The organism is Stutzerimonas stutzeri (assembly GCF_024448715.1).
Lineage (GTDB): Bacteria > Pseudomonadota > Gammaproteobacteria > Pseudomonadales > Pseudomonadaceae > Stutzerimonas > Stutzerimonas stutzeri_AR.
Genome location: NZ_JAMOHZ010000007.1, coordinates 100,453 through 116,171, shown reverse-complemented (window position 1 = coordinate 116,171; position 15,719 = coordinate 100,453). Strand labels below are relative to the sequence as shown.

The following is a 15,719-nucleotide window of genomic DNA, read 5'->3' as shown; positions in this document are numbered from 1 at the left end:
CTTTTCACAAAATGCCGGGCGTGGCGGCATCAGTCAGAGCGTGCAGGGCGAAACTGCGTGCATATCCGGCCGGGTCGCTGCCGTCCCAGTGGCTTCCATCTATCAATACGGCGCTACGCATGGATGAGTCCGGTACCGGAACGTTCAAGGCGGTCGCCGCGTCGCGGTAAAGACTGGTCTGCTGCACGCTCTGCGCTACGGCAAGATAGTCCGGATCTTCACGCAGCAGCCCCCAGCGGCGGAGTTGGGTCATGAACCAGAGTCCGTCGGAATGGTAGGGCATGTTCACCTCGCCGTTACCGAAGAAACGCAACGGGTGCTTGTCCTGCCAGGCGTGCCCGAGCCCGTCTTCGTACTGACCGAGGAAGCGTGGCTCGATGGCAGCGAGCGGTGCGTTGATGTATTCGTTGCTGGCGATAAGTTGTGCGGCGCTGCGCCGATTGGTCTGGCTTTGATCGATGAAACGGCTGGCCTCCAAAACCGCCATGATCAGCGCTCGAGCGGTATTCGGATAGGCCTCGACGAACGTGCGCGTGCAGCCCAGAACTTTCTCAGGATGATCGGCCCAGATCGACTGGCTGGTGGCCAGGGTGAAACCTATCTCTTCTTCAATTGCCTGCGCCCCCCACGGCTCGCCCGCGCAAAATCCGTCGATACGACCAGCTTGTAGATGAGCAACCATCTGCGATGGCGGCACCACCAATGTGCGTACATCGTTCAAGGGATGGATGCCATGGGCCGCCAGCCAGTAGTAAAGCCAGAGCGCATGTGTGCCGGTGGGAAACGTCTGGGCAAGCGTGATTTTCGCACCACTCTGGCGCACGCATTTACCGAGCGCCTCGGCATTGGTCACGTCAAGCGCTTTCAAACGACTGGATAGAGTAATGCCTTGCCCATTCTGGGCCAGCCCCATCAGCACGGCCATGTCCACGGGCGCACCGCCGCTAATGCCCAGGTGCATGGCATAGATCAGTCCGTACAGACCCTGCGCGGCGTCCAGCTCGCCCTCGACCAGCTTGTCGCGCAGGTTTGACCAGGAGTGCTGTCGACGCAGGTTGAGCGTGAGCCCGTATGGCTGGGCGAAACCCTGAGTGGCAGCAACTATCAACGACGCGGCATCGGTCAGAGCCATGAAACCAAGATTGACGACATGCTTTTCTGGCGCGTCGCTGCCAGCCACCCAGGCCAGGGCGTCGGAGCGGGGCGGCGTGTTGGGATCGGTCATGCTGAGAAAAACCTTTGCCATGCGAAGGCGCGTCGTCGCCGTATGAACGACCGGACACGCTGGAGGACCATGACTCTGGCGAAGCAAGCCATATGCCAAATACCTCCATGCCATCTCACCGACGATCCAGCGGCCCCGTGGATAGGTGCAACCCATTGAACCAAGGTGTCTTGGTGACACCCATTTAGAGGACCGGGGAAAGTATCGATCCGGCGCACGATCCGCCGGTGCGGCTGACGGTTGGGTCGCGCTCAGCCGAGGATTCGGCTTACGGTCTGGAGCAGCCGTGAAAAGCGCAGCGAGCTTCAGCGCGGATATAGCGGCGGCAAGGCACCTGTTTCTTGCTCAACGCTGGCAGGTTGCGCTGTCGGCAAATTCTGGATGGCCTGCCACAGCGCCTCGCCCTGCCAGCGCTGGCCGGTCTCGCTGTAGAGCGCACCGTTGAGCCCATCGAGGGCATCGGATAGCGGTACGAAGCGCGCGGCCATATCAGCCAGCGTCTCGGGTTGCTGGCGGGCCCAGGCATCAAGAGCGTGGCGCGTCGCCTGGGTGTCATTAGCCAGGCAGGCGCGCTTGAGATCATCGAGCAGGCTGCGCGGCGTCGGGCCGGACTGGACGGTTCGGATCACGGCTGGCTGGCTGCGCGCGCGCAACCACAAACCGAAGCCGAGCAGGGTGCTCAGGGCCAGCACTGCGCTGCTCAACTGCCAGGGCCACAGCCGCGCTTGATCACGCGATTGCGGAGCATCGGGAGACTCGATCGTCGGTTGCTGAATGTCTGGATTTTCTGCCACGTGCAGCGCCCGTTCGGGCAGTGTGCTGCGCTCCAGTCGATCCTCGGTGGTGTTCCACCAGACCAGCTCCACGGCGGGCAGTAGAAGGTCCCCGGCTCGCGCCGCCACCAATGCCTCGCGCTGCTCGCGGCTGCCGCTGACCCCGTTGTCGGTGACCTCGTTATTCAGGCTCGGTTGATCGGAATAGCGGCGCAGCCCTGTCACCTGCGGCGATTCGATTGGCGGCAGCTGTGTGCTAGTCAGACCCTCTGCCTTCAACAGAAGGCTGCGTGTCAGCGCCTCGCCGAGCTCTGCGTCCTGCGGGTCGGGACTCCAGGCTTCGACCAAGGTCAGATTGCTTGCTGGCAGCCAGGGCGCATCGGCGGGATATTCGGCCGGCTTGGGTTTGACGAGCAGTGGAATGGTGGGAGATTTGACCTGCATGGATCTGCCGAAGCGGGAGCCATAATAGTCACCGTTCGAGGGAGCCACCGTGGTGGCGCTGAACAGCTGCGCAGGGATGGTCAGCGTGCCGCTCTTTTGCGGAAACAGCGCATAGCGAATTTCGATCACGCCATGGCGAATGCCGTTGATGTCCTTTTCATAAGTGCGCGGTTCGCCCAGGCGCTCGACCAATGCATCGCTCATCTGCAAGGGCGAAAGCGTGCTGTCGTCATAGAGCGAAACCGAATGGTAGATGCGCAGGGTCAGGACGACCTGCGCCTGCACGTAGACGCTGTCCTGATCGAGGCTTGCGTCGATGAATATCGGTGCAAGCTTGTCACTGCCCTCCGCGCTGGATTCGCTGACATGCAAGGTAATGGGTTCGCTGCTCCAGTCGCCCAGCTGCAGCGGCGGGATCACCACGTAGCCGGCCTGCCGCGGTTGCAACGTGATCAACCATTGAGTGATGGCACGTGCCTCGCCATTGGCACCGGACAGCTGATTGACCTGACGGGTACCGAATACCTTGAACAGATTATCGAGCGGTTGCAGATCCGGCTTGCTGAATACGGTGACGTCGTTGGTCTCAAGCGTCAGCTCGACCGTTTCGTCCAGGCTCAGCTGGGTACGGTCGACCCGTGCGACCAGTATCGAGGCGCTTGCCTGGCAGGCGAGCAGGAGCAGAAACACCAGTGTCATCAGCCGCATCATTGATTCATTTCCTGGCGCTTGCGTTGTTCGTAGAGAAACTTTCGGCGCAGCAGTTCGCCGGGGTTGTCGGGTATCTTGCGCAGCCACTGATTCATCGCCTGGTCTTGCTCGGGATCGACGGAAGCCTCTTGGGCCTGAGCAAGCGTCGCGTCTGTATCGCTTTGCGTTGCCTCAGTGGGCGTCTTCTCTGGAGCCGGATTGGCATCTTGACTGACATTACCGCTGGCATCTTCCTGCTCGGCGGTTTCAGCTGCTTCAGGCGCCGAGCCAGCAGCGCCTTGGGTCGAAGGTGTCTGCTGCGTTTGCGTGGCATCAGGCGGTGCATCCTGCTCGGCCTGATCTGCTGAGGTTTCGTTCTGCTGTGCCTGTTGCTGGCGCTGACGCAGGATTTCTTCGACGATGGCCTTGTTGCGACGGGCCGCCTTCAGCTCTGGATCCAATGCCAGCGCTTGATCATAGGCTTCGATGGCGGCCTCCAGTTCCTGATTGCGCGCCAACGCGTTACCGCGGTTGTAGTGACCTGTGGCGGTATCGTCTTTGGAAAATTGCTCAACGGCGCCTGCAAAATCACCGGCCTGGTAGCGAGCGAACCCTTGCCATTGATGATCTTCGAATCGCTCGGCGGCCTCGGTTGGACGCTCGGACTCCAGCAGACGCATGCCTTGCTGATCCGGCCGTAGCCATAAGTCCTCCATGCTCAGCGCGTTAGCCGGCTGCGGCAAGAAGATGATCAGGGGCAGGCAGAACAGCCAGCCGCGGCGCCCGGCGCAGGCTGCCAGCAACAACAAGGGCAGTAACAGCCAGTGGCCCTGATCCAGCCAGGCGTCGAGTCGGGTGGTGTCATCCTTTGCTAGTAGCGCTCCTCTGCGCTCCAGCAGACCAAGGCTGTCCAAATCTGCGTCGTCGATCCGTACATGCTGGTAATGCCCTCCGATATCTGCGGCGAACCGGCCCATCGCGTTGTCGTCCAGGCGCGGAATTAGAATGGTGCCCTTGTCGTCCTTGAGAAAGCTGCCATCTTCCGTGGCGATCGGAGCGCCTTGCTCGGTGCCGATGCCGAGTATCAGCAATTGCTGGTCGCTATTGTCGAGCAGCGTGCGGATCGCTGAGCGTTCTTGCTTGTCCAGGCTGCTACCGATCAGAAGCAACCGGCCGCGTCCGCGGGCACCTTGCTCGAGCAGTTCGATTCCCTGTGCCACCGCCAGGTTCGCTCGATGTCCGGGTTCCGGCATCAGCTCCGGCTGCAGTGCAGCCAGGAGGTTCTGTGTCGTGGCGATATCGTTGGACAGCGGCACCAGCGTGTGAGCGCTGCCGGCGAACACGACAACGGCGGTTTGGGCATCCTGACGGGTGTGCAGCAAATCAAGGATCTTGCGTTTGGCCTGTTCCAGGCGGTTGGGACGGACATCGGCAGCGAGCATCGCGGGCGTCGTATCGAGTAGCACAACCAGAGGGTCGGCGCGTGACAGGCTGGGCTGTTCAGCGTGTTGCCAGCTCGGCCCCAGTAATGCCAGGCAGGCAAGCAGCCAGGCCAAGCCGAGCAGTAACCATGGCCGCCTGCTATTGCGCAGCTTGCCGCGGGTCAGCAAAGCTGCATGAAAAGCTTCGGGTAACAGGCGCTGCCAGCGACCGATCTGTCGTTGACGATGCCAGAGACGCCACAGTAACCAGATCGGCAGTGGCAGGATCAACAGCCAGAACGGCCGAAGCAAATGCGGTAGCAACTCGCTCACGGACGATCTCCTCGCCGGCCGAGGCGCTGAAACGACAGCTGCCAGAGTCTGCTTGCTACCAGTAGCAGACTGATCAGTAGGGCGGCCGACAGTGGCCAGACATAAAGCGCTTCGGCGACGCGAGCCCTTGCCGGCTGTTGTGCGGCGGGTTCGAGTTGATCGAGGGTGGCGCCGATCGCCTTCAGCTCCTCGCTCGAGCGTGCTCGGAAGTATTCGCCCCCGGTCTGCTCGGCGATGGCTCGCAGGGTCGGTTCGTCCAATTCGGCACCGGCGTTGAACCCGAAACGATTGAGCACGCCATTGGTTTGCGCATCGGCGCCGATCCCAATGGTATGCACCTTTACACTTTCATCCGCCGCCAAGCGTGCAGCCAGCAACGGATCGACCTCACCGCCGTTATTGGCACCATCGGTAATCAACACCAGTACTCGACTTTTAGCGGGACGTTCGCGCAAGCGCTTGACCGCCAGCCCGATGGCATCGCCGATAGCCGTGTTGTTACCGGCGATACCGATGACAGCTTCGTCGAGCCAAGTGCGCACGGTTTGACGGTCAAAGGTCAGCGGCGCTTGTAGATACGCCTTGCTGCCAAACAGGATCAGGCCAACACGGTCGCCGCGGCGCTCGATGATGAAGTCGCCGAGCAACTGCTTGACCAGTTCCAGACGGCTGACCTCGTCCCCCTGCCATTGCATGTCGGGATAGTCCATCGATCCGGACACATCCACCGCCAACAGAAGATCACGGCCACTGGTGGGCAACGGCAAAGGCTCGCCGAGCCATTGTGGTCTGGCGGCGGCAAACAGCAGCAGCGACCAGACCACCAGATATGGCAACTGCTGGCGCCACGAGGGCAGCGCGACGGCGGCGCGGCGGCCCGCCAGCGACTCCAGCTCGCCGAGGAAGCTGACCTTCAATGCAGCATCGCCACTGTCGGCGGCCGGCAGCAACCAGCGCAGCAGCCAGGGCAGCGGAAATAGCAGGAAAATCCACGGCCACGCCAGCTCAAACATGTTTGCGAATCCAGATCTGCACGGCCTGTTCCAGGCCCTGAATGGCCTTGTCATCCAGCCGGCATTCGGCGCGGTAAACTCCTTCGACCAGAACCATCCAGCGAGTGAGGCCGGCGGCTGGGCAGCGGCTATCGAGAAACGCCAGCCAGGCGCGACCGCTGAGCGTGTGCGGATGATCGTCCGGATAGCGGATTCGGCAAAGGCGCTTGAGTAGCGCGTTGAGTTGTTGCAACCACTGGTTTGCCGGCTGCCCATCGTAGGGCTTGTTCAGCTGACTGAGTTCGATCAGCGCGACATGGCGCTGAGGCTCGATGTCCGCCTCTGTGCTGTCGTCGACTTCGTCTCGTTGCCAGCGCCGCCAAGGCCGCAAGCGCACCAGCAAGAGAATGCCGAGGCTCAGCGCTGCAAGAAACCACCAGCCGGGCGCTGGTGGCCACCAGACAACCGGCGGCGGTGTGATCAAAGGTTCGAGTTGATCGAGCGAGCTCATCGGCGCGCTCCGGGATGCTGCACGCTGAGGTGATCGCGCAGCTGATCTACCAGCTCATGCTGGGCATTCAGCGGCATCAACGGCAATCGCAGGCGATCAGCCAAGCGCTGCCAGCGTGCGCTGCGGGCTTCGCCCTGGCGGCGGTAGGTCTGGCGCAGGGCCGCATCATGAGTGTCCAGCTCCATCCGTGCGCCGAACTGAGCAAAACGCAGCAGGCCGGCGGCAGGCAAGGCGTGGTCGAGCGGGTCGAAGACTGGCATCAACAAAAGATCGACGTGGCGCGCGAGTAATGTCAGCTGTTGTTCGGCGGCATCGCCGAGGGTGCGCTCGTCACAGACGATCACCGCCAGACTGCCGGGACGCAACACTTCGCGGGCACGTCTCAATGCCAGGCCGAACGAATCCGGGTCGCTGTTCTGGTCTGCGGACAGCCCGGTATTTGCCCGGGCCAGACGATCTAGCAGCTGCAACAGACTCTGTTTGCTGCGTCGCGGTTTGATCTCGTGCTGTTCGCCATGGCCGAAAACCAAACCGCCGACTCGGTCGTTATGACTCAGCGCGGCCCAGCCGACAAGGCTGGCAGCTTGGGCGGCGAGTACCGATTTGAACGCTATACCGCTGCCGAAAAACAACCGGGGGCTCTGCTCTACGAGAATGTAAATGGGCCGCTCGCGCTCTTCGTGGAACAGCTTGGTATGGGGCTCCTGGGTTCGTGCCGTCACTCGCCAATCGATGGTGCGAACATCGTCGCCGGCCTGATAGATACGCACTTGATCGAAGTCCACACCACGCCCGCGGAGCTTGGAGTGATGCAGGCCGACCAGCTGACCGCGCCGGTGCGGACTTGAAAACAAGGGCACCTCCCTGACTCGATGGCGAATGTCGATCAGCTCGGCCAGGCTCACACGTATCCCGTCACCGGGCGAGGGCGGCGCATGGCCGTTGCCGACAGTCGGTGAAAGTTGCATCAGGCCACCGCGACCACATCAAGGATGCGTTGCAGAACGCGATCCTGATCGATGCCGGCGGCTTCCGCTTCGAATGAAAGAATCAGGCGATGGCGCAACACGTCGAACAGCATGGCTTGAATATCTTCCGGACTGACGAAATCACGACCCGCCAGCCAGGCATGGGCACGGGCGCAGCGGTCCAGCGATATCGAGCCACGCGGGCTGGCGCCGTAAGCGATCCAGCCGGCCAGCTCGGCGTCGAACTTGGCGGGCGTGCGGGTCGCCATGACCAACTGCACCAGGTATTCCTCCACCGCATCGGCCATGTACAGGCCGAGAATTTCCTTTCGCGCAGCGAAAATAGCCTGCTGCGAAACGCGATGTTCCGGAGGGGTTTCGCCGTTGATGGCTTCGCCGCGTGCCTGCTGCAGGATGCGCCGTTCCACCGATGCATCGGGGAAGCCGAGTTTTACGTGCAGTAGGAAGCGGTCGAGCTGCGCTTCGGGCAGTGGGTAGGTGCCTTCCTGCTCGATGGGATTCTGCGTTGCCATCACCAGAAACAGCGGTGATAGATCATAGGTGCTGCGACCGATACTGACCTGGCGCTCGGCCATGGCTTCGAGCAGCGCCGACTGGACCTTTGCCGGGGCGCGGTTGATCTCGTCCGCCAGTACCAGATTGTGAAAGATGGGACCTTGCTGAAAAACGAAGCTGCCGGTTTCCGGGCGATAAATTTCTGTGCCGGTGATGTCCGCCGGGAGCAGGTCGGGGGTGAACTGAATGCGATGGAACTCGGCTTCGAGGCCTCCCGCCAGCTCCTTGATCGCGCGGGTCTTGGCCAGCCCCGGAGCACCTTCGACCAGTAAATGTCCGTCAGCTAGCAGGGCGATGAGCAGGCGTTCTATCAGCCGCTCCTGACCGAAGATCTGGCTGGAGAGGAACTGGCGCAACGAGACGAGTGCTTCACGGTGGTCCATCACGGCTCCCGATACTTGAGAAACGGCCAGGCGGCGATACGCCGTCTCCGGAAGCCCGGAGGCCGGGGAGTGCGATTGTATTGCACTCTCGGCGCCGATGCTCGCTTGGCCCGCCGCGATTGTGAATGGGGTAGCGCCGCCGATGATCGGCGCTTGTCAGGCTGCTAGGGTCTGTTGACGTTTCGTCGCGGCCGCGACGGCCCGTCCCGTCGGGTTGCGCGGCAAATATCGCCAGGCGGCGTTGCGGAACTTGGCTGGGGAACGACGCGGCCGGCCAGGCCATTACCGGCGTCCCGCGCGATCTACATGGATGTGGTGAATGCAGCAAGCCCGCCGGGAGCGGGCGCTGCCTTGCCTGGCGAAATTTGGCGCAGCAACGCGGCTCGCAGCGAAACGTCAACAGACCCTAACGTCAGCGCCAGTTCAGCAACAGCTGCTGCTGGATGAACTCGGCGCTGCGCTGTACCACCGGTCGCAGACGAATCCGGCTGCCCGGCAGGCACTGGCCGAGACGCGCCACCGCTTCAGGGGTGAGCGCACCCAGCCGCGGATAGCCACCGATCGTCTGGCGGTCGTTGAGCAGTACGATCGGCTGGCCATCTGGCGGCACCTGCACCGCGCCGAGCGGTACGCCCTCGGAGACGATGCCGGACACACGGCAGCGCAGTTGCGGTCCGGTCAGGCGCACGCCCATGCGGTCGCTGCGCATGTCCACCGTCCAGTCGCTGTTGAAGGTGTCATACAGGCTTTGCCCGCCGAATTCGCCGATCTGTGCGCCAACCACCAGATCGAGCGGACGCGAAGCGGAGAGGTCCGGTATCTGTGCTTCGGGTACCTGTTTCAGTACACCGTCCTGGCCGTTCCAATTCAGCCGGTCGCCTGGCCTGAGCGGCTGGCCGTCGCCGCGTAACCCGCCGAGTGATTCGCGCGCTACCGTAGCGACGCTGCCCAGCACCCGTTCCCCCTCGAAGCCGCCCGGTGCTGCGAGATAGGCGCGAGCGCCGAGGCGCGGCTGAGCAAAGGTCAGCACCTGCCCGCGGCGGACGCTGAAGCTGCGCCAGGGCTGCAGCGGCCGGTCGTCGAGAGTGGCCTGCAGGTCGGCACCGGCGAGGGCCAGGCAGCCATCGCGCTCGCAGATCAGGCGCAGGCCGCCGAGGGTGATTTCGATGACCGGCGCGTCCAGCGCATTGCCCAGCAGCCAGTTGGCCCAGTACATCGAAACCCAGTCGAAGGCGCCGCCCTGGGTGACGCCCAGATGGCGTACGCCGAAACGCCCGCCATCCTGCAGCAGCGCCAGCGAACGGCTGTAATCCACGGTTATCGCGCTCATGCTGTCGCGCCCTCGATTGTTGCCTGCGCGGTGTCGTCCCCGCCCAGGCGCAGGAAGCCGGCACGGTCGATCGGCTCGAAGCGCACGCGATCGCCCGGACGCAGCAGGCTATAGCCGTCGCGCTGGTAGTCGAACAGCTGCATTGGGGTGCGTCCGATCAGGTTCCAGCCGCCTGGAGATTGCAACGGGTAAGCGGCCGTCTGTCGGTCGGCGATACCCACGCTGCCTGCGGCGACACGCTTGCGTGGGGTCTTGAGCCGGGGTGTCGCCAGACGCTCCTCGACCAGGCCCATGAATGCGAAGCCAGGAGCGAAACCCAGCGCGAACACCTGGTAGTCATGGGCGCAGTGGCTATCGATCACCTGCTGCACGGTAAGACCCGCGCGCCCGGCGATCAGCTCCAGTTCCGGGCCGACGCTCGGGTCGTACCACACCGGTACGCGGTGCAGCGTGCCGCCGGCATCCTCAGCCGCTTCAAGGCCTTCGACAGCGCGGGCCAGACAGGCGCGCGCCTGTGTCGAGGTCATCAGACTCAGGTCGTAATGAACCATCAAGGTGGTGTAGGAGGGCACCAGATCGACCAGCGCGGGGCCGAACAGTGCGGTGATCTTCCGGCCGGCCGCCCGCAGCCAGGGCATGTTGCGTTCGTCGATGGCCTCGAACAGCCGCAGCGTCAGGCAGTCGATTGCCGAAACCTCGATGCCGGGTTTCATGCCTGCTCCAGTTCGCGCAGGGCTTCACGGATGCGCCGCACCGCGGCTACCGAGCCAGCGTTGTCGCCGTGCACGCACAGGGTATCGCTGGCCAGTCGCAGGGCGCTTCCGTCGCTGGCTTGCAACGGCTCGCCTCGGGCCAGGGTAAGGGCCTGACGGACAATGGCCTCGCTGTCGTGGTGCACCGCGCCCGGCAGGCTGCGCGAGACGAGGTAGCCGGCGCTGTCATAGGCACGGTCGGCGAACGTCTCGAACCACAGGGTCAAGCCGAACTCCTCGGCCATGCGCAGCGGCGCGCTGTTGTCGGCGGTGCTCATCAGCATCAGCGGCAACTGGCGGTCGTAACGGGCCACGGCCTGCATCACTGCTTGCAGCCGCACCGGGTCACGCATCATGTCCTGGTACATCGCCCCGTGCGGCTTCACGTAGCTGACGCGCTCGCCATGGACGCGGCAGATACCTTCGAGCGCGCCGATCTGATAGAGCAGCATGTCCTCGACTTCCTGCGGCGTGCAGGCCATCGAGCGGCGGCCAAAACCGACCAGGTCGGGGTAAGCCGGGTGGGCGCCAATGCGCACGCCGTGTTCGGTGGCCAGCGCCACCGTCTTGCGCATGGTGCCGGGGTCCGAGGCGTGGAAGCCGCAGGCGATGTTGGCGCAATCGATGTACGGCATGACCTCGGCATCGAGGCCCATGGTCCAGGCGCCGAAGCTCTCCCCGATGTCGCAATTCAAGAGCGGATTTTTCATAGGGGCATTCTCTTATTGGTTCACAGCGAGTTCTCGCCTTCCGGCCTGAGACGGTGGCACTGAGCGCATTGTTGAAGGGGCATCTGGCCGCGTCCAACAAATTAAGACGTGCGCGGGGGATAAGAAAATTCGATCTATCGCCGAGCCGCGCTCCACATGGGCGATGCGGCGGCGAGCGGTTTTTTACTATCGAACGCAACAGGAATTTCGCGTTGGCCAACGGATGCCCGGTCGAGCAATAGTGCAGCGCTCACACGGCGTTGCTGCGCACGATCTGCGACCGCTTGGGTGGCAGAGCGTGTTGCCTGGAGCAATCTGGAGGCGCGACATCGGATTGGGCGGCAAACGTGGCGCCATGAACTAGCTTTATGGCACAGGCATTGCTTTTCCTCGCCTGGAGTATGGCCGCGCACTTCACACCCCAAGGACAACCGGGAGCTTTGTCTGCCTATGAACATGCGGTTTCTCGAGACATTCGTCTGGGTAGCCAGGCTGAAGAGCTTCCGCCTTACGGCCGAAAAGCTGTTCAGCACCCAGGCGTCGATTTCCAGCCGTATCGCCGCCCTTGAAGATGAACTTGGCGTGCCGCTTTTCTTGCGTGATTCCAAGGGCGTCACGCTGACGGCACAAGGGCAGCGGGTGCTGGAATATGCCGAACAGATGATGGACACCATGCAGGCGATGAAGCAGTCGATCAGCAGCGCTGGGGATACCCAAGGGCTGGTCCGTATCGGCGCGATGGATACGATCATGCACACCTGGTTGAGTTCGTTCGTAGCGCGAATCATGGAATGTTACCCGGCCGTCGAGATCGAGCTCACCGCCGACACCGCCCGTAATCTCTGCGATCAGCTCCAGAAAGGTTATCTGGACATCATTTTTCAGACCGACGAAGTGCGCGCCGATTCGGTGCGCAATCAGGCGCTGGCGCAGTATCCGGTTCAATGGGTGGTGTCGTCGGGTTCCATATTCGATCGCACCTATCAATCGCTGGAAGATTTAACGCGCGAACGGGTGATTACGTTCTCCAAGCACTCGCGTCCGCATCAGGACCTGCTGAACATGCTGCATGCCGGCAACATTGCGTCGCCGCGCGTGAGTTGCGTCAATTCGGTGGCCGCCATGACCCGCTTGATTCGCGATGGGTTCGGAATCGGCGCGTTGCCTGCGGCCTTGGTGGCTGACGAGCTCCGGCAGGGCGTATTGGTTGTATTGGCCGATGTACCGGTGCCTCCGGCCATGGATATCGTCGCGAACTGGCGCGCCGGCGTAGGGCTCGATCTGATCGATAACGTTGTCGCGCTGGTGCATGAGGTCATCGCCGACTTCAGCCGCTCAATGGGCGCGGATATGGTGCGTCTGGCGGAGCCCGGCACGTCTGCGACGGCGCGCGAATCTGCCTGATATACGGCGTTCGCCGAGTCGGTATCGTCGCGTTTCGCATAGCAGAGAGACAGGGGCTTCGTGGCCCCTTTTTTGTGCGTGCAGCCGGCGTGCGTGTTCGAGGAGTCATGCCATAAGCTTTTCCGATCATGCGTTGCTGGATTTTCTAGTTGGACACCGCCCGCCCCACTTGCCGAGACTCGAACCAGCTTCACGAAGGACCTAACGAACGAAAAGCTAGCAAACGCCAACAGAGCGACTGGAGAAGACCCATGAAAACAATAATTTTTTCTCGCTTCGGGCTTCCGGCCCTCGCCTGCGCTATCGGCCTGGCAACGTTTAGCGCGCAGGCCGCGGACAAATGGAACATGACTGCAGAGAACCCCGACGGAAACTCCATCACGGAAGTAGCCAAGGAGTTCGCCAAGAACGTGGCGGAGGCTACGGACAACGAATTGCAGATTCGCGTGCACGGCAATTCGATGCTGTTCAAGCGACCCGAGGTCAAACGAGCGGTTCAGACCGGTCAGGTACAGCTTGGCGACGTGCTGATGTCGGTGCTTGGTAACGAAGATCCGATCTTCGAAATCGACAGCGTGCCGTTCCTGGCCCGCAGCTATCCACAGGCGCGCAAGCTCTGGGAAGCCAGCCGCCCTCTGATCGAAGCGCGCCTGGAAAAACAGGGCGTCAAGCTGTTGTATGCCATGCCCTGGTCGCCGCAAAGCATCTACACGCAAAAACCGGTCACCAGCATGGCTGACTTCGATGGCATGAAATTTCGCGCCTACAACCCTGCGACTTCACGAATGGTGGAGTTGATGGGGGCTGTCCCGACGGTCATCAACGTGGCCGAGGTGCCGCAGGCGTTCAGCACCGGGATGATCAACGCCATGCTGACTTCACCGACTACGGGTGTAGATACCCAGGTCTGGGACTTCGCCGAGCACTACTACGATGTACAGGCCTTCATTCCGAAGAACATGGTCATCGTCAACGCTCGTGCGTTCAATCGCCTGTCGAAGGACGTGCAGAAGGCGGTACTCGATGCAGCGGCGAAGGCCGAAGAGCGGGGCTGGCAAGCCGCCGAAGCCGAAACGGGCGAACTGACCAAGACGCTCGCCGACAACGGCATGCAGGTTCACGCCGAGGCGCCGGCCGATGTCGAAACAGCGCTGGCCGATATCGGCCACACCATGACCACCGAGTGGCTGGAGAAAGCCGGTGCGGATGGTCAGAAGATCCTCAGCGATTACAAGGATTGAGTGGTGCTTCGTCCCGTCCTGGATAAGGGCGGGACCATGACGGAGGTAAGCTCATGAAGTCGCTAAAACCGCTGTATGAATTCTGTGGCCTGTTGTCGGGTGTGTTCATGATGCTGATCTGCGCCTTGGTCGTTGCACAGATTTGCGCCCGGCTGCTCGGCACCATGGTGCCTTCTTCGGACGAGCTGGCAGGTTACGCCATGGCATCGTCGGGGTTCCTGGGGCTCCCTTACGCGCTGCATAGAGGCGCGCATATCCGCGTATCGCTGCTGTTCAAGGCGCTTTCCGAACGCGGCCAACAACGGCTGGAAATTGCCGGAACCCTGGTCGGCCTGGCCATCGCCGCCTACCTCGCATGGTTTTCTATGTTGTTCGTCTATGAAAGCTACCTGTTCGGCGAGGTGTCCTCCGGGCTGCTGCCGATTCCGATGTGGATACCGCAAGTGCCCATGGTGCTTGGCACCGCCGTGCTGGTCGTCGCGATGCTCGATCGACTGATCTGTTTCGTAATGGCGCGCAGTTTCGAGGTTGCCGATGCTCAGCCCGCGTTGAGTGAGTGAGCACGCTCGCGTCCGTTTTTCCAACAATAATCAGCGAGATTACCGTGGACTATTTCATCCTTTGCACGACTTTGCTTGTCGCGCTCTTCGTATTGCTGGGCGCTGGTGTCTGGGTGGCGTTGTCGCTGCTGGGCGTGGGTATCATCGCGATGGAGGTCTTCGGAGGCGCACCTGCAGGGCCTATCCTGGCGACTACAGCCTGGGCGGCAAGTGCAAGCTGGACGCTGACGGCCCTGCCGCTGTTCATCTGGATGGGTGAAATTCTCTATCGCACCAAGCTTTCCCAAGACATGTTCCACGGCCTCTCGCCCTGGATCAGGTTTTTGCCGGGCCGGCTTCTGCATGCCAACGTCCTCGGTTGCGGCATTTTCGCCGCTGTCAGCGGGTCGTCCGCTGCGACGGCCGCGACGATCGGCCGCATCTCGCTTCCGGAACTCAAGTCGCGCGGTTATCCCGACGCCATATCCATGGGGTCGCTTGCCGGTGCCGGTACGCTCGGTCTGCTGATCCCGCCTTCGATCATGATGATCGTCTATGGCGTAGCCGCCCAAGTGTCGATCTCTCGCCTGTTCATTGCCGGGTTGCTACCGGGGCTTCTGCTGCTGGTCATTTTCTCGGGGTATCTGATGCTCTGGTCGATGATCAATCGCGAGCAGATCCCAGCGGACAACGAACGGCTTTCCTTTCGCGAGAAAATCGCTCGGGCAAGGTTGCTGATCCCCGTTGCGTTGCTGATCGTTGCGGTCATCGGCTCGATCTACGCTGGCATAGCAACTGCCACCGAGGCGGCAGCGGTTGGCGTCGTCGGCGCGCTGGTGATTGCCGGTGTTTCGGGCTCGTTGACTCGCGAGACCTTCATGGCCAGCTTGATGGGCGCCGTTTGTACGTCCTGCATGATCTTCTTCATCTTGCTCGGTGCCCACTACCTGACGGCCTCGATGAGCTTCACCGGTCTGCCGTCTGCGCTCGCCGATTGGATCGTGGCCAAGCAAATGTCGCCTTATGTGCTGCTGTTTTCGCTCACCGTGCTTTTCATCGTGCTTGGCTGCTTCCTGGACGGCATCTCCATCATCCTGCTAACCACCGCGATCATCATGCCTGCCATTCAGGCGGCGGGTATCGATCTGCTCTGGTTCGGCATCTTCGTCATCCTCGTTGTCGAGATGGCACAGATCACGCCCCCGGTGGGTTTCAACCTGTTCGTGATCCAGGGCCTTACCGGTCGGGATCTCTGGTCGGTAGCCCGGGCAAGCATGCCATTCTTCTTCCTGATCGCATTGGCGATGCTTCTGATCACCGTGTTTCCGCAGATCGTCCTGGCACTGCCTCAGGCGGTGACCGGGCAGTAGCGCAGGAGCCGGTTGGCATGGCGTTGGCCGGCCCATGGGGCCTGGGGAGCTACAAAT

The 15,719-nt window shown here is 62.1% G+C and carries 14 protein-coding genes; 4 read left to right on the top strand and 10 right to left on the bottom strand.

Annotated elements, in window-relative coordinates; all coding sequences use genetic code 11:
• Positions 1-4 precede the first annotated feature (4 nt).
• The 10 genes from NAV33_RS16115 to NAV33_RS16070 form a co-directional block, all read right to left on the bottom strand.
• On the bottom strand, positions 5-1,225 hold the full coding sequence (locus tag NAV33_RS16115; RefSeq protein ID WP_255981841.1) for a CmpA/NrtA family ABC transporter substrate-binding protein: 1,221 nt from the start codon (positions 1,223-1,225) through the stop codon (positions 5-7).
• A gap of 305 nt (positions 1,226-1,530) precedes the next feature.
• Positions 1,531-3,153 (bottom strand): BatD family protein, encoded by a 1,623-nt coding sequence (locus tag NAV33_RS16110; protein WP_255981839.1) that lies wholly within the window; start codon positions 3,151-3,153, stop codon positions 1,531-1,533.
• Positions 3,150-4,886, bottom strand: coding sequence for a VWA domain-containing protein (locus NAV33_RS16105; protein ID WP_255981837.1), 1,737 nt, complete (start codon positions 4,884-4,886; stop codon positions 3,150-3,152). The genes NAV33_RS16110 and NAV33_RS16105 overlap by 4 nt, the downstream gene beginning before the upstream one ends.
• Positions 4,883-5,899, bottom strand: a complete 1,017-nt coding sequence (locus tag NAV33_RS16100; RefSeq protein ID WP_255981835.1) for a vWA domain-containing protein — start codon at positions 5,897-5,899, stop codon at positions 4,883-4,885. The genes NAV33_RS16105 and NAV33_RS16100 overlap by 4 nt, the downstream gene beginning before the upstream one ends.
• Positions 5,892-6,389 carry a DUF4381 domain-containing protein gene (locus NAV33_RS16095; RefSeq protein WP_255981833.1) on the bottom strand — a complete coding sequence of 166 codons (498 nt, stop codon included), beginning with the start codon at positions 6,387-6,389 and terminating at the stop codon, positions 5,892-5,894. The genes NAV33_RS16100 and NAV33_RS16095 overlap by 8 nt, the downstream gene beginning before the upstream one ends.
• The gene (locus NAV33_RS16090) at positions 6,386-7,357 is read right to left on the bottom strand and encodes a DUF58 domain-containing protein (RefSeq protein WP_255981831.1); all 972 of its coding nucleotides are present in this window, start codon (positions 7,355-7,357) and stop codon (positions 6,386-6,388) included. Before NAV33_RS16090 ends, NAV33_RS16095 begins: the two co-directional genes overlap by 4 nt.
• Entirely contained in the window at positions 7,357-8,316 is a 960-nt protein-coding gene (locus NAV33_RS16085; RefSeq protein WP_255981829.1) for an AAA family ATPase, read from the bottom strand. The genes NAV33_RS16090 and NAV33_RS16085 overlap by 1 nt, the downstream gene beginning before the upstream one ends.
• A gap of 412 nt (positions 8,317-8,728) precedes the next feature.
• Positions 8,729-9,646 (bottom strand): biotin-dependent carboxyltransferase family protein, encoded by a 918-nt coding sequence (locus tag NAV33_RS16080; RefSeq protein ID WP_255981827.1) that lies wholly within the window; start codon positions 9,644-9,646, stop codon positions 8,729-8,731.
• Entirely contained in the window at positions 9,643-10,359 is a 717-nt protein-coding gene (pxpB, locus tag NAV33_RS16075) for a 5-oxoprolinase subunit PxpB (protein ID WP_255981825.1), read from the bottom strand. The genes NAV33_RS16080 and pxpB overlap by 4 nt, the downstream gene beginning before the upstream one ends.
• Complete coding sequence (locus NAV33_RS16070; protein WP_255981823.1) at positions 10,356-11,108, bottom strand: 5-oxoprolinase subunit PxpA; 753 nt, start codon at positions 11,106-11,108, stop codon at positions 10,356-10,358. Before NAV33_RS16070 ends, pxpB begins: the two co-directional genes overlap by 4 nt.
• Before the next feature lie 450 nt (positions 11,109-11,558).
• On the opposite strand from NAV33_RS16070, the gene NAV33_RS16065 reads away from it, so the two are divergent.
• The 4 genes from NAV33_RS16065 (at position 11,559) to NAV33_RS16050 (ending at position 15,662) form a co-directional block, all read left to right on the top strand.
• Positions 11,559-12,512 carry a LysR family transcriptional regulator gene (locus tag NAV33_RS16065; RefSeq protein WP_255981821.1) on the top strand — a complete coding sequence of 318 codons (954 nt, stop codon included), beginning with the start codon at positions 11,559-11,561 and terminating at the stop codon, positions 12,510-12,512.
• Between the two features lie 251 nt (positions 12,513-12,763).
• Positions 12,764-13,753 (top strand): TRAP transporter substrate-binding protein, encoded by a 990-nt coding sequence (locus NAV33_RS16060; protein WP_255981819.1) that lies wholly within the window; start codon positions 12,764-12,766, stop codon positions 13,751-13,753.
• Between the two features lie 53 nt (positions 13,754-13,806).
• On the top strand, positions 13,807-14,313 hold the full coding sequence (locus NAV33_RS16055) for a TRAP transporter small permease (RefSeq protein ID WP_255981816.1): 507 nt from the start codon (positions 13,807-13,809) through the stop codon (positions 14,311-14,313).
• 44 nt (positions 14,314-14,357) lie between these two features.
• On the top strand, positions 14,358-15,662 hold the full coding sequence (locus NAV33_RS16050) for a TRAP transporter large permease (RefSeq protein WP_255981814.1): 1,305 nt from the start codon (positions 14,358-14,360) through the stop codon (positions 15,660-15,662).
• The last annotated feature ends 57 nt before the right edge of the window (positions 15,663-15,719 follow it).